The organism is Prochlorococcus sp. MIT 1341, from assembly GCF_034092415.1.
Lineage (GTDB): Bacteria > Cyanobacteriota > Cyanobacteriia > PCC-6307 > Cyanobiaceae > AG-363-P08.
Window position 1 is genome coordinate 1,264,773 of the sequence record NZ_CP139304.1, and the last position, 24,617, is coordinate 1,289,389.

General features: G+C 40.0%; 29 protein-coding genes and 1 tRNA gene. 16 read left to right on the plus strand and 14 right to left on the minus strand.

All coding sequences use genetic code 11. The features are described 5' to 3' along the window. Positions 1–16 precede the first annotated feature (16 nt). Complete coding sequence (gene dusA, locus SOI84_RS06370) at positions 17–1,021, minus strand: tRNA dihydrouridine(20/20a) synthase DusA (RefSeq protein WP_320673722.1); 1,005 nt, start codon at positions 1,019–1,021, stop codon at positions 17–19. 67 nt (positions 1,022–1,088) lie between these two features. Here dusA and msrB point away from each other — a divergent pair, with 67 nt between their 5' ends. The 6 genes from msrB (at position 1,089) to rsgA (ending at position 6,034) form a co-directional block, all read left to right on the plus strand. Beyond that, positions 1,089–1,598: a peptide-methionine (R)-S-oxide reductase MsrB gene (msrB, locus tag SOI84_RS06375; protein WP_320673723.1), complete on the plus strand. Its 510-nt coding sequence runs from the start codon at positions 1,089–1,091 to the stop codon at positions 1,596–1,598. Further along, on the plus strand, positions 1,525–2,814 hold the full coding sequence (locus SOI84_RS06380) for an NAD(P)/FAD-dependent oxidoreductase (RefSeq protein ID WP_320673724.1): 1,290 nt from the start codon (positions 1,525–1,527) through the stop codon (positions 2,812–2,814). The genes msrB and SOI84_RS06380 overlap by 74 nt, the downstream gene beginning before the upstream one ends. 135 nt (positions 2,815–2,949) lie before the next feature. Continuing rightward, positions 2,950–3,690 (plus strand): nucleotide exchange factor GrpE, encoded by a 741-nt coding sequence (gene grpE, locus SOI84_RS06385; protein ID WP_320673725.1) that lies wholly within the window; start codon positions 2,950–2,952, stop codon positions 3,688–3,690. Between the two features lie 42 nt (positions 3,691–3,732). Beyond that, positions 3,733–4,854: a molecular chaperone DnaJ gene (gene dnaJ / locus SOI84_RS06390; protein WP_320673726.1), complete on the plus strand. Its 1,122-nt coding sequence runs from the start codon at positions 3,733–3,735 to the stop codon at positions 4,852–4,854. A 9-nt stretch (positions 4,855–4,863) separates the two neighbouring features. Beyond that, the gene (locus tag SOI84_RS06395; RefSeq protein ID WP_320673727.1) at positions 4,864–5,100 is read left to right on the plus strand and encodes a sulfurtransferase TusA family protein; all 237 of its coding nucleotides are present in this window, start codon (positions 4,864–4,866) and stop codon (positions 5,098–5,100) included. 1 nt (position 5,101) lies between these two features. After that, the gene (gene rsgA, locus SOI84_RS06400; RefSeq protein WP_414153629.1) at positions 5,102–6,034 is read left to right on the plus strand and encodes a ribosome small subunit-dependent GTPase A; all 933 of its coding nucleotides are present in this window, start codon (positions 5,102–5,104) and stop codon (positions 6,032–6,034) included. On the opposite strand, the gene SOI84_RS06405 is transcribed toward rsgA, so the two are convergent. From SOI84_RS06405 to murC, 3 genes are read right to left on the minus strand one after another with little or no spacing between them, the layout of a single operon-like run. Then, positions 6,003–6,350 (minus strand): YbaB/EbfC family nucleoid-associated protein, encoded by a 348-nt coding sequence (locus SOI84_RS06405; protein WP_320675398.1) that lies wholly within the window; start codon positions 6,348–6,350, stop codon positions 6,003–6,005. The two genes, rsgA and SOI84_RS06405, sit on opposite strands and share 32 nt — an antisense overlap. Positions 6,351–6,387: 37 nt before the next feature. Next, on the minus strand, positions 6,388–7,260 hold the full coding sequence (gene murB, locus SOI84_RS06410) for a UDP-N-acetylmuramate dehydrogenase (RefSeq protein ID WP_320673729.1): 873 nt from the start codon (positions 7,258–7,260) through the stop codon (positions 6,388–6,390). 10 nt (positions 7,261–7,270) lie between these two features. Further along, a complete protein-coding gene (gene murC, locus SOI84_RS06415; RefSeq protein WP_320673730.1) occupies positions 7,271–8,758 on the minus strand; it encodes a UDP-N-acetylmuramate--L-alanine ligase in 1,488 nt (495 codons plus the stop codon). A gap of 146 nt (positions 8,759–8,904) precedes the next feature. On the opposite strand from murC, the gene gap reads away from it, so the two are divergent. Beyond that, positions 8,905–9,927: a type I glyceraldehyde-3-phosphate dehydrogenase gene (gene gap / locus SOI84_RS06420; protein ID WP_320673731.1), complete on the plus strand. Its 1,023-nt coding sequence runs from the start codon at positions 8,905–8,907 to the stop codon at positions 9,925–9,927. Between the two features lie 66 nt (positions 9,928–9,993). Here the strand turns inward: gap and thiL are convergent, their stop codons facing one another. After that, positions 9,994–10,974 (minus strand): thiamine-phosphate kinase, encoded by a 981-nt coding sequence (gene thiL / locus SOI84_RS06425; protein ID WP_320673732.1) that lies wholly within the window; start codon positions 10,972–10,974, stop codon positions 9,994–9,996. 11 nt (positions 10,975–10,985) lie between these two features. Continuing rightward, positions 10,986–12,059 carry a peptidylprolyl isomerase gene (locus tag SOI84_RS06430; protein WP_320673733.1) on the minus strand — a complete coding sequence of 358 codons (1,074 nt, stop codon included), beginning with the start codon at positions 12,057–12,059 and terminating at the stop codon, positions 10,986–10,988. A 63-nt stretch (positions 12,060–12,122) separates the two neighbouring features. Here SOI84_RS06430 and efp point away from each other — a divergent pair, with 63 nt between their 5' ends. Both efp and accB read left to right on the plus strand, forming a co-directional pair. Next, positions 12,123–12,683, plus strand: coding sequence for an elongation factor P (gene efp, locus SOI84_RS06435; protein ID WP_320673734.1), 561 nt, complete (start codon positions 12,123–12,125; stop codon positions 12,681–12,683). Continuing rightward, positions 12,683–13,177 (plus strand): acetyl-CoA carboxylase biotin carboxyl carrier protein, encoded by a 495-nt coding sequence (gene accB / locus SOI84_RS06440; protein WP_320675399.1) that lies wholly within the window; start codon positions 12,683–12,685, stop codon positions 13,175–13,177. Before efp ends, accB begins: the two co-directional genes overlap by 1 nt. Positions 13,178–13,184: 7 nt before the next feature. Here accB and pdxA read toward each other — a convergent pair whose 3' ends face one another. Further along, positions 13,185–14,210 (minus strand): 4-hydroxythreonine-4-phosphate dehydrogenase PdxA, encoded by a 1,026-nt coding sequence (pdxA, locus tag SOI84_RS06445; protein WP_320673735.1) that lies wholly within the window; start codon positions 14,208–14,210, stop codon positions 13,185–13,187. Between pdxA and SOI84_RS06450 the strand changes: the two genes are divergently transcribed. Then, positions 14,209–14,385 (plus strand): 4-hydroxythreonine-4-phosphate dehydrogenase, encoded by a 177-nt coding sequence (locus SOI84_RS06450; protein ID WP_320673736.1) that lies wholly within the window; start codon positions 14,209–14,211, stop codon positions 14,383–14,385. The two genes, pdxA and SOI84_RS06450, sit on opposite strands and share 2 nt — an antisense overlap. On the opposite strand, the gene SOI84_RS06455 is transcribed toward SOI84_RS06450, so the two are convergent. Beyond that, on the minus strand, positions 14,376–15,299 hold the full coding sequence (locus SOI84_RS06455; protein WP_320673737.1) for an SDR family oxidoreductase: 924 nt from the start codon (positions 15,297–15,299) through the stop codon (positions 14,376–14,378). The two genes, SOI84_RS06450 and SOI84_RS06455, sit on opposite strands and share 10 nt — an antisense overlap. A gap of 8 nt (positions 15,300–15,307) precedes the next feature. Between SOI84_RS06455 and SOI84_RS06460 the strand changes: the two genes are divergently transcribed. After that, complete coding sequence (locus SOI84_RS06460) at positions 15,308–15,553, plus strand: hypothetical protein (RefSeq protein ID WP_320673738.1); 246 nt, start codon at positions 15,308–15,310, stop codon at positions 15,551–15,553. Positions 15,554–15,560: 7 nt separating this feature from the next. On the opposite strand, the gene SOI84_RS06465 is transcribed toward SOI84_RS06460, so the two are convergent. After that, entirely contained in the window at positions 15,561–15,992 is a 432-nt protein-coding gene (locus SOI84_RS06465) for an HNH endonuclease (RefSeq protein ID WP_320673739.1), read from the minus strand. 169 nt (positions 15,993–16,161) lie between these two features. Between SOI84_RS06465 and SOI84_RS06470 the strand changes: the two genes are divergently transcribed. Next, positions 16,162–17,712: a DEAD/DEAH box helicase gene (locus SOI84_RS06470; protein WP_320673740.1), complete on the plus strand. Its 1,551-nt coding sequence runs from the start codon at positions 16,162–16,164 to the stop codon at positions 17,710–17,712. Here SOI84_RS06470 and SOI84_RS06475 read toward each other — a convergent pair. From SOI84_RS06475 to SOI84_RS06485, 3 genes are all read right to left on the minus strand, one after another. Then, positions 17,667–17,975 carry a hypothetical protein gene (locus SOI84_RS06475; RefSeq protein ID WP_320673741.1) on the minus strand — a complete coding sequence of 103 codons (309 nt, stop codon included), beginning with the start codon at positions 17,973–17,975 and terminating at the stop codon, positions 17,667–17,669. The genes SOI84_RS06470 and SOI84_RS06475 overlap by 46 nt on opposite strands. A gap of 80 nt (positions 17,976–18,055) precedes the next feature. Then, positions 18,056–18,472, minus strand: coding sequence for a DUF6554 family protein (locus SOI84_RS06480; RefSeq protein WP_320673742.1), 417 nt, complete (start codon positions 18,470–18,472; stop codon positions 18,056–18,058). Between the two features lie 382 nt (positions 18,473–18,854). After that, positions 18,855–18,995 carry a hypothetical protein gene (locus tag SOI84_RS06485; protein ID WP_320673743.1) on the minus strand — a complete coding sequence of 47 codons (141 nt, stop codon included), beginning with the start codon at positions 18,993–18,995 and terminating at the stop codon, positions 18,855–18,857. Positions 18,996–19,162: 167 nt separating this feature from the next. Here SOI84_RS06485 and SOI84_RS06490 point away from each other — a divergent pair, with 167 nt between their 5' ends. Then, positions 19,163–19,441 (plus strand): chemotaxis protein, encoded by a 279-nt coding sequence (locus SOI84_RS06490; protein WP_320675400.1) that lies wholly within the window; start codon positions 19,163–19,165, stop codon positions 19,439–19,441. A 327-nt stretch (positions 19,442–19,768) separates the two neighbouring features. Then, on the plus strand, positions 19,769–19,960 hold the full coding sequence (locus SOI84_RS06495) for a hypothetical protein (protein WP_320673744.1): 192 nt from the start codon (positions 19,769–19,771) through the stop codon (positions 19,958–19,960). An 87-nt stretch (positions 19,961–20,047) separates the two neighbouring features. Here the strand turns inward: SOI84_RS06495 and SOI84_RS06500 are convergent. Next, a tRNA-Gly gene (locus SOI84_RS06500) sits at positions 20,048–20,119 on the minus strand. Between the two features lie 44 nt (positions 20,120–20,163). Next, a complete protein-coding gene (locus tag SOI84_RS06505; RefSeq protein ID WP_320673745.1) occupies positions 20,164–21,312 on the minus strand; it encodes an alanine--glyoxylate aminotransferase family protein in 1,149 nt (382 codons plus the stop codon). Between the two features lie 71 nt (positions 21,313–21,383). On the opposite strand from SOI84_RS06505, the gene cbiD reads away from it, so the two are divergent. Together cbiD and guaA are read left to right on the plus strand one after the other, a co-directional pair. Beyond that, entirely contained in the window at positions 21,384–22,544 is a 1,161-nt protein-coding gene (gene cbiD, locus SOI84_RS06510; protein ID WP_320675401.1) for a cobalt-precorrin-5B (C(1))-methyltransferase CbiD, read from the plus strand. A gap of 54 nt (positions 22,545–22,598) precedes the next feature. Next, the gene (gene guaA, locus SOI84_RS06515) at positions 22,599–24,185 is read left to right on the plus strand and encodes a glutamine-hydrolyzing GMP synthase (protein WP_320673746.1); all 1,587 of its coding nucleotides are present in this window, start codon (positions 22,599–22,601) and stop codon (positions 24,183–24,185) included. The last annotated feature ends 432 nt before the right edge of the window (positions 24,186–24,617 follow it).

Here is a 24,617-nt window from a genome sequence, read left to right on the forward strand (position 1 = left end):
AGAATAAATAAATCATTCACAGCCCTGCATCTTCTAGTTGTTTGGCTGAGTGTTCTAGTACCTTTAAATTAGCGTTCTTTTTTTGAGCCGAAACTGATAATTCATGCCTCCATTTTCGTGCTCCATGAACTCCTTCCACTATTTGAATTACGTGCTTGCATATGTCCCAAAGATTTCCGCCATTATTTAAGTGTTTTTCCGCATAAGGTAGGATCCCTTTAATTACATCTGAAGCAGTAATTGATTTTGGGGATCCACCAAAAATTACTTCATCTATATGTTGCCATCTAAGAGGATGTTCGTATGCAGCTCTTCCCACCATTGCTCCATCAAAAATAGTTAATGCCTGTAGGCAATCGCTAGGTGTTTGCAAACCACCATTCAGCTCAATTAGTAAGTTAGGTCTTTTTGCTTTTAATTCTGCAACTCTTTCGTATTGAAGAGGAGGGATAGTTCTATTTTGTTTTGGGTTGAGCCCTTTTAACCAAGCTTTTCTTGCATGCACTGCAAATCTTTTGGCTCCTGCAATTGAAAGATGATCTACAAACTCTATTAGCAGCTCAAGATTATCTAGATTATCTATGCCTATACGGTGTTTGACTGTGATGGGCAGTCGGGTTGCTTTTGTCATTGATTCAATGCAACATGCCACCTTTTTAGGTTCTGCCATAAGGCATGCTCCAAAATTTCCTGATTGAACTCTGGGACTTGGACATCCAATATTTAAATTTACTTCGTCGTAACCCCAATCTTCTGCAATACAAGCTGCTTCTGCTAAGAGTTTGGGATTATCACCTCCGAGCTGCAAAGCTATTGGGTGTTCAATGAAATCAAAATCAAGTAATCGATCACGACGCTGAGTGTAATGTAAAGACTGTGCAACTATCATTTCAGTATATAAAAGAGCTTTCTTACTTATTTGTCGCATGAGAACCCTGAAGTGCCTATCAGTGCAGTCCAGCATTGGTGCAATACTAAATTGATAGGATTTTGTGTTGGTTGAAGAGTATTGCTTAAGCATTTATTTGTTTAGCTATCATTTAAGATTTTAAGAGCTTTATTCTGTCTTTATAGAGATTTTTGATTGTATGCAAAGTAATTCTTTTATTATTAATCGACGTTTATTGCTTTTAGGTGCAATTACAGCATATGGTGGAGTTTGCTTTCATCCTTTATTAGCCTTGGCAGAAACGTTAGCTTCAGAAGATAATAATTGGGCTCTTAGCAAGGCTGACTGGAAGAAACGTCTTTCTAGGGAGGCGTTTGCTGTTTTGCGAGAGGAGGCAACTGAGAGAGCCTTTTCTAGTCCATTAAACAATGAGAAGAGAGAAGGTATTTATCATTGTGCAGGCTGTGATTTACCTCTTTTTTCTTTCGCTTCGAAATTTGATAGTGGTACAGGCTGGCCTAGTTTTTGGGAACCTTTGCCAAATGCTGTAGAGACTAAGACTGACTTTAAGCTAATTGTTCCTCGCACTGAATATCATTGTATTCGTTGCGGTGGACACCAGGGTCATGTCTTTAATGACGGGCCTCGTCCTACAGGCAAGCGATATTGCAACAACGGAATTGCCCTCACATTTCGACCATCAGCATGAACTTCTAGTTGTTGGGGGTGGCCCTTCAGGTTTTATGGCGGCCATTACAGCTGCGGAAAATGGTGTTGTCTCCCCTCTTATTTTAGAAGCCACTTCTTCGCCATTACAGAAAGTACTTATTAGTGGTGGTGGCCGATGCAATATTACACATGCTTGTTGGGACTCACGTGATTTAGTTGATTATTACCCAAGAGGAAGGCAGGCACTATTAGGTGCATTCCATAGATTTGCTTGTGCTGATGTGGTTAATTGGTTTTCAGATAGAGGGCTCAAAATAGTTGCTGAATCTGATGGAAGGATGTTTCCTAGTAGTAATCGCTCTTCTTCTGTTATTGATTGCTTGAGATCTACCTCGCAGAAAGTAGGTGTTTCTTTGCGATTGAAATCAGCTGTAAGAGATTTGCAATTTTCAAAGAAAAATGGTTTTTTGCTTACTTGTAAGGACGATACAAAATATGCTTCTCAAAAAGTTTTACTAGCTACGGGCGGACATCCTTTAGGCAGAAGATTATCCCAGTTAGTTGGACATAGTATTGTGCAACCTGTACCTTCTCTTTTCTCTTTAGGATTAGATGCATCTTGGCTAAAAGATTGTTCAGGCATTGCTTTAGATAATATTGCTTTAACTTTGCATACGTCAGATAAAAAATTTCAGGAAATTGGCAGAGTTCTGCTTACACATTGGGGTATTAGTGGCCCTGCAGTTTTGCGTTTGACTGCATTTGCTGCCCGTGAATTACATCGTTTGTCGTATAAGGGTCGTTTGACAGTAAATTGGTTAGCAAATTTTCATCGATCTTCTATAAGTAAGATCTTGAATCAATTTCGTTATGAGGGAGCTTCAAAGACACTTTTACAGGCGAGACCCTTTAGGGCGTTACCCAAACGACTTTGGTTAGTTCTTTTAAAGCAAATCCGTGTTGACTCTTCACTTCGTTGGGCTGAACTTTCTTCTCAAAAAGAGCTTGCTTTGTTGGAGGCTTTAACAGCAAGTCAGTATGAAATTTCTGGACGAGGACCCTTTGGTGAGGAGTTTGTAACTGCCGGAGGGGTTCCCTTGTCTGAGGTTGATTCCGTGAGGCTTGAAAGTAGGATTTGCCCAGGCTTGTATTTTGCTGGGGAGTTGCTTGATATTGATGGTGTGACAGGTGGATTTAATTTTCAACATTGTTGGACAAGTGGTTGGCTTGCAGGTAAAGCAATTGCATATTCATAGTTCCCCTTGGGATATTGCAAGCATAGTTTTAGGGCACTAAAACAAGGTATGTGAGCAGAAAGGTGCGGGCTTCCCCCGCTTGTGCCAGGAGTGCTTCTCCATTCAAAGTATGTATAGGCGAGTTTTATGGTCAGCATGAGTGGTGAACAATCAAATTCAGTTCAAGATTCTTCTCTAGACACGCCTTCTACAGATGAGATGATCGAAGTGAGTAAGTCATCAGCTTCAGAGCTCGATAATCAAAATCAAGATTTGGGCCCTATCAAGAACCCTGAAACTGATATCGAAGCTGAAGCAACCCCACAGAAGTCTTCTGCTGATAATGAAACCCGCTTGCTGCAATTAGAAAAGGAGCATGAAACCTTGAAAAGTCAATATATGAGGATTGCAGCTGATTTTGATAATTTTCGTAAGCGTCAAAGTCGAGATCATGATGATTTGCGCCTGCAGTTGATCTGCTCAACTTTGTCCGAAATCCTACCTATAGTGGATAACTTTGAAAGAGCTCGTCAGCAGCTTGATCCACAAGGTGAAGAAGCACAAGCACTGCATCGAAGTTATCAGGGGTTGTACAAGCAATTGGTGGATGTTTTGAAGCAACTTGGTGTTGCACCGATGCGGGTGATTGGACAAGCTTTTGATCCAAATCTGCATGAGGCTGTAATGAGAGAGCCAAGTGAGGAGCAGCCTGAGGATATTGTTGTTGAAGAGTTACAGCGTGGCTACCACTTAAATGGAAAGGTATTACGACATGCTCTTGTAAAGGTTTCGATGGGTCCAGGCCCTGGACAAAATGCTCAATTAGAAAATTTAGTCAATTCATCTCAAGAGTCTTCTGTAGAACAACAAAGTGATCCAAAAGAGGATACGGAATGAATTTAATAGGCATCTTGATATTTAAGGAGTGAAGAGGGCTTAATGGCTGATTTTTACGATTTGCTTGGAGTCAGCAAAGATGCTGATGCAGATTCTCTAAAGCGTGCTTATCGCCGCTTAGCAAGAAAGTATCATCCAGATATAAATAAAGATCCTGGAGCTGAGGAGCAATTTAAAGAGATTGGACGTGCTTATGAGGTTTTAGGGGATCCAGAAAAACGAGCAAGATACGATCAGTTTGGAGAAGCTGGTTTGGGTGGGGCTGCAGGTATGCCAGATATGGGAGATATGGGTGGATTTGCAGATTTGTTTGAAACTTTTTTTAGTGGTTTTGGTGGGCCAGGGGGTACTCGGACTCAGAGAAGAGGGCCTCAGCAAGGCGATGATTTGCGTTATGACTTAACTATTGATTTTCAGCAGGCTGTCTTTGGAGAGGAGAAAGAAATAAAAGTCCCTCATTTAGAAAGTTGTTCTAGCTGTAGGGGAACAGGTGCGAAATCAGGCAGTGGTCCTACGAGTTGCAATACCTGTGGTGGGGTAGGTCAGGTACGAAGAGCAACTAGAACTCCATTTGGCAGTTTTACTCAGGTTGCTGAATGTCCCAATTGCTCTGGGAGTGGTCAGGTTATATCAAATCCTTGCGGAGGCTGTGGAGGGAAAGGTGTTCAACAAATAAGAAAGAAATTACGTATCAATATTCCAGCAGGAGTAGATACTGGGACGCGTTTACGAGTTTCAGGAGAAGGTAATGCTGGCTTTAGAGGAGGTTCTTCTGGTGATCTTTATGTTTTCCTGAAGGTAAAAAATCATCCGCGTTTGCAACGTGACGGTCTTACGATTTTATCTGAAGTGAATATCAGCTATCTTCAAGCAATTTTAGGAGACACTATTGAAGTTGATACTGTAGATGGGCCAACTTCTTTAGAGATTCCATCTGGAACACAACCCAATGAAGTTTTAACTTTAGAGAATAAAGGAATTCCAAAGTTAGGCAATCCAGTGGCGAGAGGTAATCAAAGAATTACAGTAAAAGTTAAACTTCCTAAGCGAATTTCAGATGATGAGAGATCACTCCTAGAGAAGTTAGCAAGTCATTTTTCTGCACGCGGATCCCAATATCATTATCATAAAAGCGGTTTATTTTCTCGTTTATTCCGTCAATAGGCAGAGACAGTGAACTTGCCTAAACAGCAAATTGATTTAAGAGGAATACCTTGCCCTTTGAATTTTGTTCGCGTGTCACTTGCTCTAGAGCAATTGAAGAAAAAAGATAGGATTTTTGTAAATTTAGATAGAGGTGAACCGGAATTTATGGTGGTTAATGGTCTTCAAGAAGCTGGGCATTATGTTCAGATTATTCAGAAAGATGTAAAGTCAATAACTATTTTGGTTGTTTGCGGAGAGGATTAATATTTTGAGCTGTCTGGGAATTGTTGTTTCTAAGCAAGCTAACTTTTTTAATGTTGAACTTCTTGACGAACAGCAAAGTTTGAAAGACCAGAATACAATAACAAATTCAAAGCCGTTAAATCGCTTTTTATGTACAGCTAGAAGCCGCTTAAAACATTTTGGAGACTCAATATATGTTGGCGATTTTGTGTTACTGGAAGAAATATGTTGCAGAAACATGACAGCTGTTGTAAATGAAGTTTGTTCGAGGAAAAGTTGGTTAAAGCGGCCAGCAGTTGCTAATGTTTCTAATATAATTGTTGTTTTGGCTCATAAGGAACCCGTCTTTGATTTTACTCAAGCGAGTCGGTTTTTGTTAACGGCAGAAAATACAGGCTTATCGGTTGATTTCTTATTGACGAAAATGGATTTAGTTTCTACTGATGAGATGAATAAACAATTAGCAAGAATTGATAGTTGGGGATATCGACCTTTTTCTGTGTCCGTTAAAACTGGAGAGGGTCTCAAGAGGCTTAAAGAACATATATTTAGAAAAAGCTTATCGGTAGTTTTTGGTCCTTCGGGTGTTGGAAAAAGTAGTTTACTTAATAAGCTGATTCCTGGTACAGATTTAAAGGTTGGAACATTATCAGAAAAAATTAGCCGTGGAAAAAATACAACTAGGCATGTAGAGTTATTTAGTCTTTCAAGTAATAGTAGGGTAGCTGATACTCCTGGATTCAATAGACCTGAAATCTTTGTCGAGCCATCTAAGATAGCTGCTCTATTCCCTGAAATACGTAGCCAATTAAAGGATTATCCCTGTAGATTTCGTAATTGCCTTCATCTCGATGAATTAGGTTGTGGTTTGAATAAAAACTGGGAAAGATATTCGTTTTATAGAAACTTTGTTCAGGAGATGTTTAGTCTGAGCTTTCCAGGCCAGGCAAGTTAAGGTTTAGGCCACCGGTAATTTCATTCATCCTTTCTTTCATCGTAGAGGTTGATGCTTCATAAGCTGCTTCAAGTGCTTCCAGGATTGATTGCTCGATTTCTTCTTTTGTTTGGGATAGAAGTGAAGCTGCAAGTTCCACCCGTATTGGTTTTTGGTTGCCTGATAACCAAATACTGGCTCTACCATCGGAGCTTTTCCCTTCTAGCTCCATTGCGTCAAGCTCTTCTTGTAGTTTTTGGGCCTTTTCTTGGATTTGTTGTGCTTTTTTAAAGGCTTCGGTGATTTGACCGAAGTTTGGGAGACCGAATCCAGCCATTGTTGATGTAGTGGCGATTTGCACATTAAACGTTTGCTTAGAAGCCCAGTCGCTTTACTTCTGGATGAAGTAGCAATTGATGGGCTTCTTTGACTTCTTTTTGTATGAGTCGTATGAGCGTATCAATGTCATGAGCCTTTGCGTTGCCGTTGTTCACAATAAAATTCGCATGTTTTTTGGAAATTTCAGCATCACCGATTCTTTTCCCTTTAAGGCCTAAATTCTCTATTAGTTGCCCAGCTTTTAATGGTTCTGGGTTTCGAAAAACACTGCCGCAACTTGGTAATTGGTAGGGTTGTGTTTCTAGTCGATGATGAAGATTTTCATTGTTATGCTTTTCTATAACCCTTTGGTTGTGTCCCGGTTCAAGTTGAAACCGAGCTGATAGAACAATCATTTGTTCCTTTTGTATTCGACTTGATCGATAACCAAAGTCAAGCTCTTTGTTGTATATCCGGAATGCCTTTTTGCTGTCCAATGCCATGACTAAAGCTGAATCTAACCTCTCAGCAATACATCCTCCTTGAGCTCCTGCGTTCATAGCAGTAGCTCCACCTACTGTTCCTGGAATCCCAATGGACCACTCAAGGCCATGAAGGCCAGCTTTTGCAACTTTTCTGGCTAATGTTGGCAGAGATTCCCCAGCCACTGCTTCGACATATCCATCTATATTGTTGATCTCACTTCCTTGAAGTTTTCTTGTGCATATAGTTAGACCTTCTAGCCCTGAGTCGTTTATTAGAAGATTAGACCCTGCTCCAATAATTTGATAGGGCATCTTTTCTTGATGTGCAAATTGAAGAAGGCTTTTAATTTCATTTTGATTTGTTGCTTCTGCTAAAAATTCAGCAGGTCCACCAACTTTCCATGTTGTAAAAGTTGAAAGAGAAACTAGTTTGTCTAATTTCATTGCTGGATATTTAGTTGGTCAAAGATTTCTCTTTGTTGTCTGTTTGTATTAATAATTTCCAAAGAGAATTTATGTCACCTGCACCCATTGCAAGGATTAAATCTTCAGGTTGACTTTGATCTTTGATTAATTGTGTGATTTCATTCATATCTTCTCCAACTAGGATAGGAATATCTTGGTATATTTTTTTTGCTTCTTTTGCAATGTTATTGCTGTTTATTCCTTCAATGGGTTTTTCACCTGCTCCATAGATAGGTGCAATTATAATGAGATCTGAAGTTGCAAGTGCCTCAATAAATTCCTTAAGGAATTGCTTAACTCTTGAAAATCTATGAGGTTGGAAGACCGCTATAATTCTTTTTGGTGTACTTGGAAGAGAGCTTTTTCCTGTTTGAATCATTAGTTTTGCCATAGTTAAAGTTGCTTTTATCTCACTTGGATGATGAGCATAGTCATCGACTATTAAACGCTTTTCCCAATTGCCGCGAAATTCAAAACGTCTAAGCGGAGTTTTAAGGCAAGAGATAGCATTGATGAGTTTTATCTTCGAGACGCCCATTAATCTGCAACTGGCATATGCGGCAATGGCATTGCTTAGGTTATGTATACCTGGAACTGGTAATGTTATTGTCTCTATATATTTACTATCCTCATATAATTTAGCAGTTGTTTGATTTCCTTCTAGGTGGATAGGTATTGCAGCAAAATTTACATTTTCATGTGTTTTTACAGACCACCAAGCTGAAGGGCTTATGTGTTCTCGAAGAATGTTGCAGTCATAATTGGCCAGTAGTCCGTCACACCCATGATTAAATTCTTTCATGGTGTCAATTATTTGTTCGAGGCTTGAGTAATGATCTGTGTGATCTAGTTCCAGGTTTGTTATGACACCTAGCGCTGCTTGGAATTTGATCAGAGTTCCATCTGACTCATCAGCTTCTGCGATTAGTAAAGCCCCTTGCCCGCTATGAGCGTTGCTTGAGTAGCAGGGGACTAGCCCTCCAATTAAGGCGGTTGGATCCTCTCCAGCCTCCGCAAGCATTGTTGTAATGAATGTACTGGTTGTTGTTTTCCCATGTGTTCCCGTAACTGCGATGGAGGGTTGGTCGGCTATAAGAGCTGCTAAGAGGTCAGATCGATGCCAAATTGGGAGTTGTTTTTTTTCTGCTGTCTTTAGTTCAGGATTCTCTTTGGAAATAGCCGAACTGATAACTATTAAGGGCGAATCCTGTCTTTTTGTGCATATGGATTTGATATTTTCGCCAGTTTGTTCGGTAAAAATTTTGATACCTGCATCTTCCAGGCGCTGAATTATCAAGCTATAGCGAGTATCAGATCCTGAAATGATGTGCCCACGGTTAGAGAGGATCATGGCCAAGGCAGACATACCTATACCGCCAATACCAATGAAGTGAATGTGTCTTTGGCTTTTTAGGGTGATAGCCAATTGGCTGAGGACAAGAATTGAAACATAGAACAGTCTTTGCCCCAATGCCATTGATCGCTGTTTTTCGATGCTTTTACAAAGGTTTTTTGCTCGTCAGGTCCGCCTTTTTTGAGATATGACTAAAAAGATAGAGGGATTTCAAGGCATTTCTGTATGATCAGCGCCCAATTACTTTTTGCGGTTGAACCGCTTTTCTCATGACTTTGCGTGTTGCGATTAATGGATTCGGACGTATTGGTCGCAACTTTATGCGTTGTTGGCTTAGTCGAGGATCTAATACGGGTATTGAGGTTGTCGGTATTAACGTCACTTCTGACCCTAAAACCAATGCCCATCTCCTGAAGTACGATTCAATTCTGGGACAGATTAAAGATGCCGAGATTGGTTATACAGATGATACTTTCATAATTAACGGAAAAACTATCAAATGTTTTTCAGATAGGAACCCTTTAAATCTGCCATGGAAGGAGTGGGATATAGATATAGTGATTGAATCAACAGGTGTTTTTAATACTGATGTGGGTGCAAGTAAGCATATTCAGGCCGGTGCTAAAAAAGTCATTCTTACAGCTCCTGGAAAGGGAGATGGTGTAGGTACTTATGTTGTTGGTGTTAATGCTGATCAATACCGACATGAATCCTTTGACATTCTAAGTAACGCAAGTTGCACTACTAATTGTCTCGCGCCTATTGTAAAAGTATTGGACCAGGAATTCGGAATCAATAAGGGTTTAATGACTACAATTCATAGTTATACTGGAGATCAAAGAATTTTAGATAACAGTCATAGGGATCTTCGCAGGGCTAGGGCTGCAGCAATGAATATTGTTCCAACCTCAACTGGTGCAGCAAAGGCGGTTGCTTTGGTTTATCCGCAAATGCAAGGAAAGCTAACAGGAATTGCTATGCGTGTTCCTACTCCTAATGTTAGTGCTGTGGACTTGGTGTTTGAAGCAGGGCGATCTACTACTGCTGCAGAAGTGAATGCTGCTTTAAAAACAGCCTCTGAAGGTTCTATGAAGGGTATTATTAAATATGGGGACCTGCCTTTGGTTTCAAGTGATTATGCAGGGACTAATGAGTCAACTATTGTTGATGAGGCATTAACAATGTCCATTGGAGATAATATGGTGAAGGTACTTGCTTGGTACGATAATGAGTGGGGTTATAGCCAAAGAGTGGTAGATCTGGCTGAGATTGTTGCAAAGAACTGGAAGTAAATTACTTCCTTTTTTATTAATCTGTTCTTCTAAAAAGATGACTGTTTCTTTTAAATTGTCTTCTTTTTAGAAGTGTTTATATGATGTTTTAGAGCTAATTTCTCCGTCTTCATCGCGCCAAAATACTTTTGCTGGCCCAGATTCGATTTTCCCAATTATCTTGCTAGTGGAGACCTCTTCTATAAAGGCTTTTGCCCATGTTGGTGGAAGGCTGAGGACCAGCTCAAAATCTTCTCCACCATTGATGCACCAGTCTTCCCAAAGATTGCCTGTTGGCCAATGAGATGGCTTGGGAAGGTCTTTTCTTGTAATTACTGCTGAGCATTTACTGCTTTTGCATATACATTCAAGTGCTTTAATGAGTCCATCGCTGCTATCAGTTCCTCCTGCCCGCCATGCCAAGTGATTTGGCTTACATTTTTCTAGCTTCCGAATAATTTGGATGGATGGATGAGGTCTCCTATGAGACTTTATTGCTTCTTCTTTCAGTGATTTTTGAATATTCAATTCTTTAATTTGTGGATCATTCAGTAATAAACCAAGGCCAAGACGGCTCAGTCCATGAGGACCGCTAACAACTATGTAATCGCCTGGGATGGCATTTCCTCTGTGTATATGCAGTGGTCCCAGGGTGCCGAAAGCGGTGATAGCAATTAACTTTTGCTTTCCGTTTGAACAGTCCCCTCCCAGAATTTCACCGCCATAGTGATTCAAAGCACTTTTAATGCCTTCATATACGCCTGATACCCATTCCCATTTAGTGTTTGGAGGAGTTATTAGTCCGATTGTTAGGCCAATGAATTCTTCTACCCCACTTGCTGATAGGTCAGAAATGTTCGCTGCGATTGCTTTCCAACCAATATCCTCTGGATTAGTAGTTAATTCATTGAAATGAATACCTTCAACTAATACATCAGTATTTATTAAAAGTTCTTTGCCTTTCGCAGAGATTACCGCTGTATCGTCTTCTATTTGACCATTAGGAAGATAATGCGAAATGCGATTTAGAATTTCGTCTTCACCTAGTTGTTTTAGAGTTTCGTTCACTATTTAGCAGCTTACCCATGCGGAGCAAGTCGGTCTTTCCCGTCTGTCACTTTTACAGAGATGATTTCATCGTTAACACCTAGTTTCTCTAATATTTCATTTCCATCTACTACATATCCAAAGGCTGCATTACGTCCATCAATAAGATTTCTTCCCGCAGGAGTTAATTCGGCTTCATACAAAAACATGAAAAATTGCGACGAACCATCGTTTAGAGATGCATTTGAATGAGCCCATCCAAGAGTTCCTGAGGCGGAGAACGGAAGCACAGGTGTAGTTTTGTAGAGACCTAGCTCTTCAAAAGATTGACCATAAAAGGGTAATACTTTATCTGGTGAGCGAATTTCTAATGGTATTTCTCTTAATTTATTGGTTGAAGGATCAATATATCCAACTTCGGGCCCTTCAGGATCACCAGTTTGAAGAATATAAAAATCTTCGGCCCTAGTGAATGGTAAGCCGTCGTAAAAACCTTTAATTGCTAAATCAATAAATGCACCACTAGTTATAGGAGCATTGTAACCATCGATCACAGCCTTGATAGTGCCTTGTGTTGTTCTGATGTCTACACTTGCTCTTCCAAGCAGTCTGGGAAGAGCATTATATTCTTCGGGAATCTGGAAAGGAAAATCTCCAACTAAAAGGGTTTCGACTTCCCCTATTAATTTTAGGGTTTGGTCTCTTTTTTCAATAAAAGCATCTTTGTTTTGGGCTTCGGTAGCTAGTTCAAGCTGGTCTAGATTTTTATTTATTAAGTTAAATAGTGTTTCTGCTTCAGTTGATTTGTCTTTCGGAATAGCTGCAATAATTTTTTGATTTTTGCTAGTGATTAGGAATTTGCTTGAAGAAACTATTTTCGCCAAAGATGGCCAGCGATTTCCTCTAATTAGTTCTCTGGTGGATTCGAGCTTATGTTGAAGATTTTGTATTTCCTCTTGTTTTATGGGAAGTGCATTACGCAAAATTGCTGTGGCATCGGTTACTGCATTACCTGGTGGAAGGTCAGCCAAGACTGGCTGTGTAAATATCAAAAAACCTACAGCAATTATTGATAAGACGTTTTGTAGAAGCCGGGTACGTGCCATTTTGGTGTCAAGTGCTTAAGAACTTTCGCACAGCTCTATGATTTCATAATTGATTTTGCAGGAATGATCTCCAGCAACGATTTCCGAACTGGTACCACTATTGAGTTAGATGGGGCTGTTTGGCGTGTTGTTGAGTTTTTACATGTCAAACCTGGAAAGGGATCAGCGTTTGTAAGGACAAAACTCAAGTCGGTTCAAGGTGGAAATGTAGTCGAGAAAACATTTCGCGCTGGTGAAATGGTGCCACAAGCATTGCTTGAGAAATCAACTCTTCAGCACACTTATATGGATTCAAGTGATTATGTCTTTATGGATATGTCTAGTTATGAAGAAACGCGTCTTACTTCCCAACAGATTGGCGAGAGCCGGAAGTACCTAAAGGAAGGTATGGAGGTAAACGTTGTTTACTGGAATGGAAAGCCTTTAGAAGTTGAGTTGCCAAATTCTGTGGTTTTAGAAATTACTGAGACTGATCCTGGTGTAAAGGGTGATACTGCTACAGGTGGTACAAAGCCTGCCAAACTAGAAACAGGAGCAATGGTTATGGTTCCCTTGTTTATTTCCGTTGGTGAGAAAATTAAGGTCGATACTCGTAATGACTCTTATTTAGGTCGTGAGAACTAATCACCATGCAGCTTGATCACGAACAACTGCATCTTTTGCTTGATGCTTTAGCAGAAAGCGATATCCAGGAATTTCGCTTGGAAGGGGATGATTTTCGTTTGGAAATCAGGCGCAATTTGCCTGGTCCTTTAACAAGCACTCCCTCATCGCTTCCTGTTGTCCATGAGGCCGCGATTTCATCGCCTCCTGAGTTCAAAGTAGAAGCTTCTACTCCTGTAACCCCTCCCCCGGCTGTAACGGCTTCCAGGGCTGACCTGGTGGATGTTACTGCTCCTATGGTTGGTACTTTTTATCGAGCTCCCGGTCCTGATGAGGCTCCTTTTGTTGAGGTGGGAACACGTATAGGCATAGGTCAACCTGTTTGTATTCTTGAGGCGATGAAGCTTATGAATGAGTTGGAGTCTGAGGTTGGTGGTGAAGTAATAGAAATACTCGTTGATAATGGAACCCCAGTGGAATATGGCCAGGTTTTAATGAGGGTTAAGCCGAGTTAATTTGACTTTATTTTTTTAATTCCCAGGCAGTTTGAATTGCGGCCAACATGCTTTCCTCGCGAGCGCAACCCTTACTGGCTATATCAAATCCTGTGCCGTGGTCTGGTGAGGTTCTTATAAATGGAAGTTCTAACGTGAGATTTACGGCAGTGTCGAAGGCTAATAATTTCATTGGAATGAGACCTTGGTCATGATATAGAGCTAGAAACCCATCAGGTGTGTGACTTGTTTGACCTTTCCTCCATGCTTCTGCAGCTGATAGCCAACAACTATCCGGTGCAATTGGGCCTATTAGATTGATTGTGGGATGTTGACAGCTCCATTCCCTTAAAAGGGGAGTTAACCATTTTATTTCTTCATCGCCAAGACTTCCGTTTTCTCCAGCATGTGGATTCAAACCTGCTACTGAAAGAGTTGGCTTGTCTTTAAAGTTTTTGCAGAAATTTAACAGAATATCTAGTTTTGATGAGATTAGTTGTGGTGTCAGTTTTGTAGAAATTTGTGAAATTGGGATATGTGTTGTAGCTAAAAGAGTATTAAATCGCCAATTGCAATAAGGAGATTTTGCTGTAAATAGCATTGAGGCTTGATTCGTTTTTGCCAGCTCTGCTAGTCGTTCTGTTTGTCCAGGGTAAAAGTGGCCTGCAGCATGCCAGGCATGCTTACAAATTGGTGCTGTAACTAATGCTTTTGCTTTTTTGTCCAGAACGTATTCTGTAGCTCTTGTTAGCCATTCAAATGAAGCATCGCCTGTCGCTGCGGATGGATACCCTGGTTTAAATTCTTCAGTTAATGGGATGTCGTCTATTTCTATATCTTGAATATTTGGAAGAGGGCCAATTCCTTTTTCTTTTAGATTTTGGTGAGTAGCGATTAGGGTTTTTTTGCATCCAACCAGTAATGGAATTATCCCTGGGGGTAATTTTCTTGACGCTAAAGCTTTGAGAGTGATTTCCATTCCTATTCCTGCAGGATCCCCTAATGCGATGATCAAATTTTTAGTAGCGTTGAGGTATTGATCTTTTTTAGCCATGTTGCGTTGGTTGTTTATTGGGCTTCTGTTGTTTGGTTTTGGTAGAGGCCTTCAAAATGGATGGATAGTGGTCAAATGGTCACAGTTCTTCCACGAGGTTGGTTTTACTGATGTAGATCCAAATAAACCCATGAATTGGTCTGAATTTATTCTTGGAGAACCAAATCAAGAATAATTAGGATTGGTGTTTTTTTGATATTTAAAATGTTTGAGACAGTCTTTAAGTCCTGATTGATAGTCAGGGTGAAGTAATGAATAGCCTAGTTCTTTGCAAAGAAGATGATTGCTAACCCTTCTGTTTTCTTGCCAAAATGAAATTGCCATAGCACTCATTTCTTCAATTGCTCTTTCAAATGGCTCGACTATAGGCAATGGCTTTTCAAGTAATTTGGCCGCAAAATTCAGAACATCTTTGTTTGACGTCGGGAGATCATCAGCAATATTCACAACCAAAGGCCATTCTCCTTGAGAGGATTTGTGAATGAGGTGTAATACGGCTCCAGCAATATCGTCAACATGGATTCTTGAGAAGACTTGTCCCGGTTTTTCAATGATTTTACATTTTTCATTTTTGAAGTTTTCCAATGCTGAACGATTAGGGCCATAAATCCCTGGAAGACGGAGAATTTGAATGGGTAAGCCTGAATGTTTCCAAGCTTCTTCACATGCAAGTCTTCTTATGCTTCGTGGTTGTTGTGGTTTAGGAATATCGTTTTCTGTTACCCATTCTCCTTTGGAGTCCCCATAAACTCCAGTAGTAGAAAGATACCCAATCCATTGGAGTGGCATCTCTTGCAGATGGTTTAGAAATTTTGTTAGTACAGGGTCTTCTCCAGTTGCTAATGGGGGAATACAGCTAAGAACATGAGTGATGGTTTTTAGATCATCTATAGGAGGTAGATCTTTGGAATTGCTATCAAACTCAATATCTGCTCCAGAACTATTGATATTTCGTCTACTACATATCACAGTCCTGCCTTGGGCTTTGACAACATTTGCGACTCTTCTACCACTAAAACCTGCTCCTAGAACCAATAGTTTTGAATTCGGTCTTAAGGGCGGGAAAGACTTGACAAACTCTTTAGGCATGAGTACAAATGTATTACTGGTCAGGTCGCCTTATGGCTGATTCGAGTTTTCGTCTGAAACATAGTTCGCATTTCATGTTGCCTGAGAGTGAGGAAGATAGTTCTAGAGAGTTTTTGAACAGAAGTTGGATTTCCTTTGGTTTTATAGCTGCAATTTTGATAATTTTTGCAGCTTTATTAGCACCTGAGAAACCTTTGGTACATGCAAAGATTTGTCAGCAACATAATTCATCAGCTGCTTGTGCTGTTTGGTGAATTTGATTTATGCAGCAAACAATGCCCAATCTTCTTCATTATCTTTGCTGTTTTGAGAAATCTCTTGGTTTATCTCTTTGTGATTCGCCTTGCGATTAGGAGTGGCCCATTGCAACAATCTTATCGCTAATCGTAAATCCCCATCTAGCCAAGCTCTTATAGCCATTGCACGGCGAGGATCATAAAATTTTTGTTGTCTATACCAATCAAAAGCATCGGTATCAGATTTCTTACCGTTGCAAGAAAGGCATGCCGGAACACAGTTTTCAGTAATGCTGAGGCCGCCACGACTCATTGGCAAAATATGATCAATAGACTCTGATGGCTTCCCACAATAGATACAGCTTTTTCCAGTAAAAGTATGAAGAGATTGTCTCCATTGCCGAACACGCAACTTAGGGCAGAGATCCTCTAGGAAAACCGCATCCCTTGAGTGCATCCGAATCAATTGGTTAAGCAAAGTTTGCCGTGCTTGTGCGGCTAGTCAATGCATTGAATGTTTCAATTTCCATATTTGACGTAGGTTGCGTTATTTCGTCTCTGATTCTTGCAACTATGCCTAGTGAGAGTAAATTTGGATTCATTACGGCAAAGCGGCATAGATTTCTTTGGCTCCTAGTTGTTATTTAGATCTCTCTGCAGATGGCTTGCTTAAGGTGGTTTTTCCATTCGATGGGGTGACTGATGCTCAGTTGAAGAAAGTGAGGCCCAAGGGAACATGGAATGGCGTTCAGGAAGGTTGGCAGTTCCCTTTATCTGCTGCACAAGAGCTTCTTGAGCAACTTGGTTCACGGTTTTTAGTGACAAATGATTTAGCTCGCTGGCTGCAGTTGGTTAGACATCCCTTGGGGCCACTGCCTAGCCATGAGGAATTGATGGTTGCTGCGTCCCTAGATCGAGAGTTGCCTGATGGCAGGAGCCTTTTCCCTCATCAGCGGTTTGCTGTTAGTTGGCTTCTATCTCGCAAAGCTGCTTTGCTTGCTGATGAGATGGGCTTAGGGAAAACACTGACTGCTCTTTTAGCCTCGCAAGCGATTGTTAGATCAACTGATGCACTTGTCATGGTTATTGCTCCTTCATGCCTTCATTCACTTTGGACTGAAGAGGCAAACGCAATTGATCTTCCAATAATTCTGAAAAGCTGGGCCTCTCTCCCTAGAGATTTACCTAATCAAGAAACAGTTTTAATTGTAGATGAAGCACATTTTGCTCAATCAATTAAAGCTAATAGAACACAAGCATTATTACGTTTATCCCGTCATCCAAGGTTGCGAGCAATTTGGCTACTAACTGGAACACCCATGAAAAACGGATATCCATCGCAACTTTTTCCTTTATTAGCTGCAATGCAGCATCCTATTGCTTCAAATAAAAAAAAATTTCACAGAGATTTTGTTGATGATCAACACCAAAATTTGCTTGAACTTCATGAAGCTACAGCTTCATTTATCTTGCAGCGTCGCAAACTAAATCTTATCAAGTTACCTCCGAAAACCCGTATTAAACATCCTGTTAAACTTGACTCTGCAAAAACCTTGGGTTTTGAACGAAGAGTTTCCTTAGCGATTGATGATTATCGTTTTCGTGTCCAACAAGGTTTGGTTCGCTCCGAAACCGAATCATTAGTTTTGCTAACTGCTCTTCGACAGATTGGTGCAGAGTTTAAGTTACCAGAAGCTTATTCTCTGATAAAAGGAATTATTGATCAAGATCAATCTGTTGTTTGTTTTAGTAGCTTTGTTACCCCTTTAATTCTTCTTAGAAGACGATTGGGAGGTGAATTAGTGACAGGTAGACAGAGTATTAAAGAGCGTGATATATCTATAAAACGTTTTCAATCTAACCCAAGTTCTTTGTTACTCACAACCTATGGATCTGGCGGTCTTGGGCTAAATCTTATGAAGGCAAATCATGTTGTCTTATTAGAACGTCCATGGACACCAGGCGATGTCAATCAAGCAGAAGATCGTTGCCATCGAATAGGCAGCAAATGGCCATTAAAAAGTCATTGGCTGCAGCTTGGGATTGCTGATCAGTTAGTTGATGCAACTATTGAAAAGAAGGAAAAAAGGATTGATTTATTTTTAGGGAATAGACAAGTTTCTATAGAGCGTCAGTCATTTTCAGAAATGGTTCGACTTTGTATGCAGTTTTTGTGACGAGTTTTGAGCTCGTGAATTAGGAGACGGTCATTTGTGATGGTTTTATTTTTAATAAGAGAAATACCTTTCTCTATATCTTTACATGCAAGATCATCTTCATCTAATAGTATGAATAGCATGGATCTTGCATTTAGTGCTAGAGCACTATTTGGATATTTTTTGATAATTTTATTGCAATTTTCTAAGGCTATTTCTAGCTTGCTAAGATTTACACCCTCCAAGCATGAGTTTGATGATGGTTGTGAATTTATTGTCGACATATCTCCCTGTTCACGACAACTTATTTGAAGTATTGTTATGCTTAATAGGATTAGTATTTTTAGCACTTTATCAGTCTACGTTAGTAGCTGTAGCGACTAGCACTGTTTGAGTTGTATTTAGTCTTTTGGTTGGTTTCAGTATCTTGCATGTTGGCAATTTCTTCTTTTATTTTGTTTGGTGAGAATAGATCTCCCAGATATTGTCCACAATTGGGATATTTTTCTGGATCTTGGACTACAGCTTCGGTGATCATTACTGCAGCATGTTTAGGAGATGTTTTAAACATGCTATTTGATTGTCTCTTAAGTAGTGCATATGAGGCATCCCAGCTGACTTCATGTGCATTGCCATTACTGCGCATATAGCAATAGACCTTTGCGCCTTTACCTCCTTGAGTGTTTAGTTCACTTGCTTTTGCATAGGAGGTCAAAATCCCAATGCTTGAAATGCCAAGTAGTAGGAGTGAAAATTTTTGGAAGGTGTTATTTGCTTTCATGGCTGGATAGCAAAGATATTTTTGATCAACTTATCTACTCTTTAGATTCTGTCCAGGCCTGATCAGGGATTTTATTTCTAAGAGGTCCCCAAAGCTTCATTCTTAGAGCCAGTACACAAGCACTCTGATTAGTCTTACAGGATGAAGACTAGCGACTGCAGCATTTACTCAAAACTCTTCTCCTACAAGGCTCATCCCACTAATACCGCCTGCGGCTTCACCTAAAAGTGATACGACTGTATCAATACCAAGTCAGCGGCTGCTCCATAGGCCAATACCAATGTCTGTATGTTATTAGCGTGTTAGTGATTAGGAAGGCTTGTGTCCAAAGGTTTTGGATTTGTTCTAAAGCTTCTCTATTAAGGCCTGTTCAAATAACCGTTCAAATGCCTATTTTTAATGTGATTGGTGTACGTAGTGGCAATTCGATATTTTTGATTTGACCATTCATACTTGCGATCCCTGCTCGAAAAATTGCTCTTGCTAGCTGAGCAGCAGGGATTCCACTTCGCACAGTCAGCAACCCGATTAATGTTCCACAAAAAGGTAGTTAAAATGGCCCTCAATTTGACATGATCTTTCCGCATACAGATCTCTTTGGATTCAGTTCTTGCTTTCAAAACAAGTTCTATGAGGACTTGAGATTGTCTCTTCTATGTGTTGTCATCTGAAGTAGTGCAACTTATTGCGATGCCTTCGTCATGCTCTTTCAGGATTACTAGAACAGCAGAAGATCTTGCCCAGACAATTAATGCATTGTCTCAGCGTTTGGTGAGGCTTGAGCAACGACAAGAGGTTCTTGAATTGCAGTTGAATAAAGCTCAGCAGGAACCTTCTGAGGAGGAATTAGCAATGTTGGATGGTGTTGAGCAACTTCTTAGGGATTGCCAGGAATTGTTGGCAACCTCAAGCCCACCTGAAAATGTTGACCAGTCATGGTCGGATGAAGAGGAAACACTTGCGGCTTAGTGTATGACTGACAATTGCAATGAGTGCAATTGCCTAAAGTGTTATGAAATGATCCGATTGCTACCTCATCAAGAGTGGATATATTGATTATTTATTGAAAACCTAAGAAAACTTTTTACGGTATCCATCAAGATTTTTGAAATAAGTAGCAAGATTATTACTTTTTTTGCTTTCCCCTGCTAAGAGCTTCTGACTTGAAGTGGTGTCTACATATTTTGACATTGCTGTTGTATACTAACAGTGTTAAATAGAATCTAATTTCAGCTTTAATTGAAGAACTTCATTTAAGAAGACTTGACTTACACTATTCTAAGAACTTGATTTCAAATGGTTGCTTCGCATAGTAAACGTGAGGCTTATTTTAAAGCTGCTTTAAGTTTCTTTGATGCTGCATGCCTGAAGGCTGAAGCTGGTGATATAGATGCAGCAGGAATGTTGATTCTTAGGGCCTTAGATCAGGAACGTCGAGCTGGAGCAGTGGGTCCTCAGGTTCTTCAATTAATTAAACCAAGAAGCTAGGCTGCTGGTTATTAGCATTTAGCAATACTAATAAATTACTAGCATGTAAAATATTCTAAGCTTGGAACTGATGCTATTTACCTAGCAAGCGGGTGACCGGAATCGAACCGGCGACGTTCAGCTTGGGAAGCTGACATTCTACCGCTGAATTACACCCGCAACTTTTACATATACTAACAGACTTGCATAAATTTGGGTTGCTTTTAGGCTAATATTCTAGCTGCTGCAGCCATTCCTGCACCTGGATTTGTTTTATGTAATCTTAAAGCATCTAAAGTGCCTTCAATAGCAGCGATCACTGTCAAAATATCTCTATCATTTACAAACCCTAAATGACCAATCCTAAAAACTTTTCCTTTGAGATGATCTTGTCCTCCTGCTAAAAGGATGTCATAACGGTTTAGAACTGTTTTTCTAAGTTCTTCTGCATTAATAAATTGTGGTTCTATAGCTGTTATAGAAGGACTCCCATGTTCTTCAGCTGCAAACAAAGGCAATTTAATTGCGTGCATTGCAGCTTGAATCGCACTTCTATGTCGAGAGTGTCTATTGAAGATATTTGCAAGGCCCTCTTCTTGCATCATGTTGAGTGATTTTTCTAGGCCAAAGTATAGGTTTACTGCAGGAGTAAAAGGATTGCTATTTTTTAAGGAAGTAGATTTATAGGGACCTAGGTCAAGGTAAAATTTTGGCAAATCTGATCGTTCATAAGCTTTCCAAGCTCTTTTACTCATAGCTACAAAACTTAAACCAGGTGGGATCATATATCCCTTTTGAGAGCCAGATGCAACGACATCAAGTTCCCATTCATCCATAGGGACATTGCAAGCTCCAAGACTTGTAACACAATCTACAATTATTAGAGCATTGCCATATCTATGTACATATTCACTAATTGTTTTTAGGTCATTTATGACGCCTGTTGATGTTTCGGAGTGTGTAATTATTACTGCACGTATTTCTTTCTTTTTGTCATTTTCTAGTTCGTTTTTGAATTTAGTTGGATCTAGCGGTTTACCCCATTCTTCTTTGATGACTTTTACATCGAGTCCATATGCCTTGGCGACTTTGACCCATCGCTCTCCAAATTTTCCATTTTCACCACATAACACTTTGTCTCCTTTACTTAAAGTATTGATGATTCCTGCTTCCATTGCAGCAGTTCCACTCCCAGTCAGGACTAGAACTTCATTAGTGGTCTGATGCAACCATTTCAGTTGTTCAGTAGTTCGTTGTACAAGGTTTTGAAACTCACTACTCCTATGGCCAATAGGATGGCGTCCTATCTCTTTGAGTACAGTTTCTGGGACTGGTGTAGGACCAGGGATCATCAGGGTTAGTTTGTCCTGCATGGTCTCTGGATTAAACGGATGACACTTTAAAAGTTAGCCTCTGGTTAGTTCCCATAGAAAAACATTGCGCTATTGACAAAGGATTAGTCCTTCCTGTTTGGGCAGCAGCAGCTGCCAAATCCGCATTAGAAACATTGCGAGGAAGGCCTTTCTCTTCATCTCAGAGTCTTAATTTATTAGACGGGAAAGGACCCCGAGATGTGCCAGTTAGATTTTCGGGCAGGTTTAATGAAGGTCAGCAAGCTTTTGCAATTGCTGATTGTCAGTCAGGTGCTTCATTAGATTTAACGCGAGGTCTTGAAATCTGGGTATTTGTGCAATGGATAGATGCAGATACAGCAGGACTTTCTAGTGAAAAATTTGAAGATTATGGGGATGATTGGCTTCAAATTATCCCTGGAATAGGAGTTGGGACTTATCAGGATAATGGTGATATTTGCCTTTCATCTTTTGCAAAGGAGTTGTTGACAGTAAATTTACGTTCATTAGTACCTGATGGATCTTCACTAAGGGTTGAAATTGTTTTGCCAAGAGGCAAAGATTTGGCGATTAAAACTAGTAATGCTTCTTTTGGTGTTGTAGATGGCTTAGCTTTGATAGGTACTCAGGCCGAAGTTCAAGATAGTGCTTCTCCTGACCAGCTTCAAAAGACTCTACAAAAACTTCGAGAACAGACTTCTCAAAATGATTTTGAGGGTCGATTTGTTTTTGTTATCGGAGAGAATGGATTGCTATTGGCTCAAGAGATTGGGATACCATTCAATTTGATCCTTAAGGTAGGTAATTGGTTGGGACCCGCCTTAGTTGCTGCTGCTGAAGTTGGTGTTAAAGAACTTTTGTTATTTGGTTACCATGGCAAATTAGTTAAGTTAGCTGGGGGTGTATTTCATACACATCATCATTTAGCAGATGCTCGTCTTGAAATCCTGACCTCTTTAGCAGTCAAGGAAGAATTATCTGTTTCGGTGATCAGATTAATTGCTGATGCTGAATCAATGGAAGCTGCCTTTCGTGTGCTTAGTAAGCAACAACCAGATTTAGCAAGCAAATTATGGAATAGATTGGCTGTTGAGGTTGAGATGAAAAGTTTGATTTATATTGCGAGATATGGATCATGGTCCATCAAAGTGGGCTCTGCTTTGTTTGATCGAGAGAGGTGTTTGCGATGGGTAGGTCCAAATGGGATGGAACTTCTTAGTTCTTTGGGTGTTGATTGGGAGGACGTCTCATGAGTTTTTATCTACTCTGAAGGATCTTAGTGTTTCTTTTTAAAAGATTTAGGATATATGCCTTCTACTCAGTCAAACGGGCAGCGACAGGCTGCGATAGTTATTCTCGATTTTGGCTCGCAATATTCCGAGTTGATCGCTAGAAGAGTCCGAGAGACGGAGGTCTACTCTCTCGTTCTCAGCTATAGCACTTCAGCGGAGACTCTGCGAAAGATGGCGCCTAAGGGAATCATTCTTAGTGGGGGACCAAGTTCTGTTTATTTTGAAGGTGCTCCTAAGTGTGATCAAAAAATTTGGGACTTAGATATTCCAGTACTTGGAGTCTGTTATGGAATGCATTTGATGGTACATCAGTTGGGGGGAAAAGTAGAAGCTGCGATTGGCAGGGCGGAATATGGAAAGGCTCCTTTAGAGATTGATGATCCAACAGAATTGTTTACCAATGTAAAAAATGGTTCAACGATGTGGATGAGTCATGGGGATTCTGTTTTGCAACTTCCAGAAGGATTTGATTGCTTAGCGCATACATCAAATACTCCTATGGCAGCAATTGCCTCTCAGAGGCAAAGATTATATGGAGTTCAATTTCATCCTGAAGTTGTACATTCACAATATGGAATGTCAATGATAAGGAATTTTGTTTACCATATTTGTGGTTGTGAACCTGATTGGACTACTAATACATTTATTGAGGAATCTATCTCACAGGTTAGACAACAAATTGGAAACAAAAGAGTTCTGCTTGCACTCTCTGGAGGGGTCGACTCCTCAACGCTTGCATTCTTATTAAATAAAGCAATTGGAGAAAAGCTGACCTGCATGTTTATTGATCAGGGCTTTATGCGAAAAGGAGAGCCTGAGTTTTTAATGGAATTCTTTAAACAAGAATTTCATATTAATGTTGAATATATTAATGCTAGAGAGCGTTTTATTGGAAAACTAGAGGGTATAGTTGACCCAGAAGAAAAACGGAAAATTATTGGAACAGAATTTATTAGGGTTTTTGAAGAGGAAAGTCTTCGTCTTGGGCCTTTTGATTATTTAGCTCAAGGCACTCTTTATCCTGATGTCATAGAAAGTGCAGGAACAAATATAGACTCTAAGACGGGAGAGCGTGTGGCAGTGAAAATCAAAAGTCATCATAATGTTGGTGGACTTCCCAAAGATTTACAATTTAAATTGGTCGAACCTTTAAGGCGTTTATTTAAGGATGAAGTGCGTAAGGTCGGAAGGTCACTTGGGTTACCAGAAGAAATAGTTAGAAGGCATCCTTTTCCCGGCCCTGGATTGGCCATTCGTATACTTGGAGAAGTTACTCATGAAAAGCTAGATTGTTTACGAGATGCTGATTTTATAGTTCGTGATGAAATACAAAAAGCAGGTTTATATCATGATATATGGCAGGCTTTTGCAGTTCTTTTACCAGTACGTTCAGTAGGAGTTATGGGAGATCAAAGAACTTATGCATGGCCGATTGTACTTAGATGTGTATCTAGTGAGGATGGAATGACTGCAGATTGGTCTCGATTGCCTGATGAGATTCTTGAATTGATTTCTAATCGCATCGTCAATGAGGTTCAAGGTGTAAATAGAGTTGTCTTAGACATTACTAGTAAACCACCTGGTACAATTGAGTGGGAATAAGTAACATATAGAGAACCCAATTACTCACTAAAAGGTCACTTCATCGGGAGTTCAACGTAAAATTAGGCGACATAATTGCAAGGGCTCTGAGAGATTACTTCACCGCAACTTCACCGTGACATCTTGTCACCGTCTCCACAGAGAAATCTTGGATTAGTCTTTTCGATATTTTTAAACATTTAGAAAGAGAAGAATTATGGGTTTCTGAGGGAATAATGGGCGTACTTTTGTTGGGTACGTTGAATTAGATATTGCTGTTGATAAGTATTCACCAAATGCTTATATTTCAAAAGATTAGATAGCAAAATTAATCAACCAGTTAGTGAAAAAAAACTTGGTACGTAGGTATCCTCGTTCGAAATAAAGATTATGGGAAAAGGTTATCTCTTTGTACTGCTGAATTGTCACCAGCAAAAACTAAAGCACTTCAAA

Bases quoted from the DNA above. Each gene is read 5' to 3' on its own strand.
- dusA (WP_320673722.1), bottom strand. From the start codon at position 1,021: ATGCTTAAGCAATACTCTTCAACCAACACAAAATCCTATCAATTTAGT.
- msrB (WP_320673723.1), top strand. From the start codon at position 1,089: ATGCAAAGTAATTCTTTTATTATTAATCGACGTTTATTGCTTTTAGGT.
- SOI84_RS06380 (WP_320673724.1), top strand. From the start codon at position 1,525: ATGACGGGCCTCGTCCTACAGGCAAGCGATATTGCAACAACGGAATTG.
- grpE (WP_320673725.1), top strand. From the start codon at position 2,950: ATGAGTGGTGAACAATCAAATTCAGTTCAAGATTCTTCTCTAGACACG.
- dnaJ (WP_320673726.1), top strand. From the start codon at position 3,733: ATGGCTGATTTTTACGATTTGCTTGGAGTCAGCAAAGATGCTGATGCA.
- SOI84_RS06405 (WP_320675398.1), bottom strand. From the start codon at position 6,350: ATGGCTGGATTCGGTCTCCCAAACTTCGGTCAAATCACCGAAGCCTTT.
- murB (WP_320673729.1), bottom strand. From the start codon at position 7,260: ATGAAATTAGACAAACTAGTTTCTCTTTCAACTTTTACAACATGGAAA.
- murC (WP_320673730.1), bottom strand. From the start codon at position 8,758: ATGGCATTGGGGCAAAGACTGTTCTATGTTTCAATTCTTGTCCTCAGC.
- gap (WP_320673731.1), top strand. From the start codon at position 8,905: ATGACTTTGCGTGTTGCGATTAATGGATTCGGACGTATTGGTCGCAAC.
- SOI84_RS06430 (WP_320673733.1), bottom strand. From the start codon at position 12,059: ATGGCACGTACCCGGCTTCTACAAAACGTCTTATCAATAATTGCTGTA.
- efp (WP_320673734.1), top strand. From the start codon at position 12,123: ATGATCTCCAGCAACGATTTCCGAACTGGTACCACTATTGAGTTAGAT.
- SOI84_RS06450 (WP_320673736.1), top strand. From the start codon at position 14,209: ATGTTGCGTTGGTTGTTTATTGGGCTTCTGTTGTTTGGTTTTGGTAGA.
- pdxA (WP_320673735.1), bottom strand. From the start codon at position 14,210: ATGGCTAAAAAAGATCAATACCTCAACGCTACTAAAAATTTGATCATC.
- SOI84_RS06455 (WP_320673737.1), bottom strand. From the start codon at position 15,299: ATGCCTAAAGAGTTTGTCAAGTCTTTCCCGCCCTTAAGACCGAATTCA.
- SOI84_RS06460 (WP_320673738.1), top strand. From the start codon at position 15,308: ATGTATTACTGGTCAGGTCGCCTTATGGCTGATTCGAGTTTTCGTCTG.
- SOI84_RS06465 (WP_320673739.1), bottom strand. From the start codon at position 15,992: ATGCACTCAAGGGATGCGGTTTTCCTAGAGGATCTCTGCCCTAAGTTG.
- SOI84_RS06475 (WP_320673741.1), bottom strand. From the start codon at position 17,975: ATGTCGACAATAAATTCACAACCATCATCAAACTCATGCTTGGAGGGT.
- SOI84_RS06480 (WP_320673742.1), bottom strand. From the start codon at position 18,472: ATGAAAGCAAATAACACCTTCCAAAAATTTTCACTCCTACTACTTGGC.
- SOI84_RS06490 (WP_320675400.1), top strand. From the start codon at position 19,163: ATGCCTTCGTCATGCTCTTTCAGGATTACTAGAACAGCAGAAGATCTT.
- SOI84_RS06495 (WP_320673744.1), top strand. From the start codon at position 19,769: ATGGTTGCTTCGCATAGTAAACGTGAGGCTTATTTTAAAGCTGCTTTA.
- SOI84_RS06505 (WP_320673745.1), bottom strand. From the start codon at position 21,312: ATGCAGGACAAACTAACCCTGATGATCCCTGGTCCTACACCAGTCCCA.
- guaA (WP_320673746.1), top strand. From the start codon at position 22,599: ATGCCTTCTACTCAGTCAAACGGGCAGCGACAGGCTGCGATAGTTATT.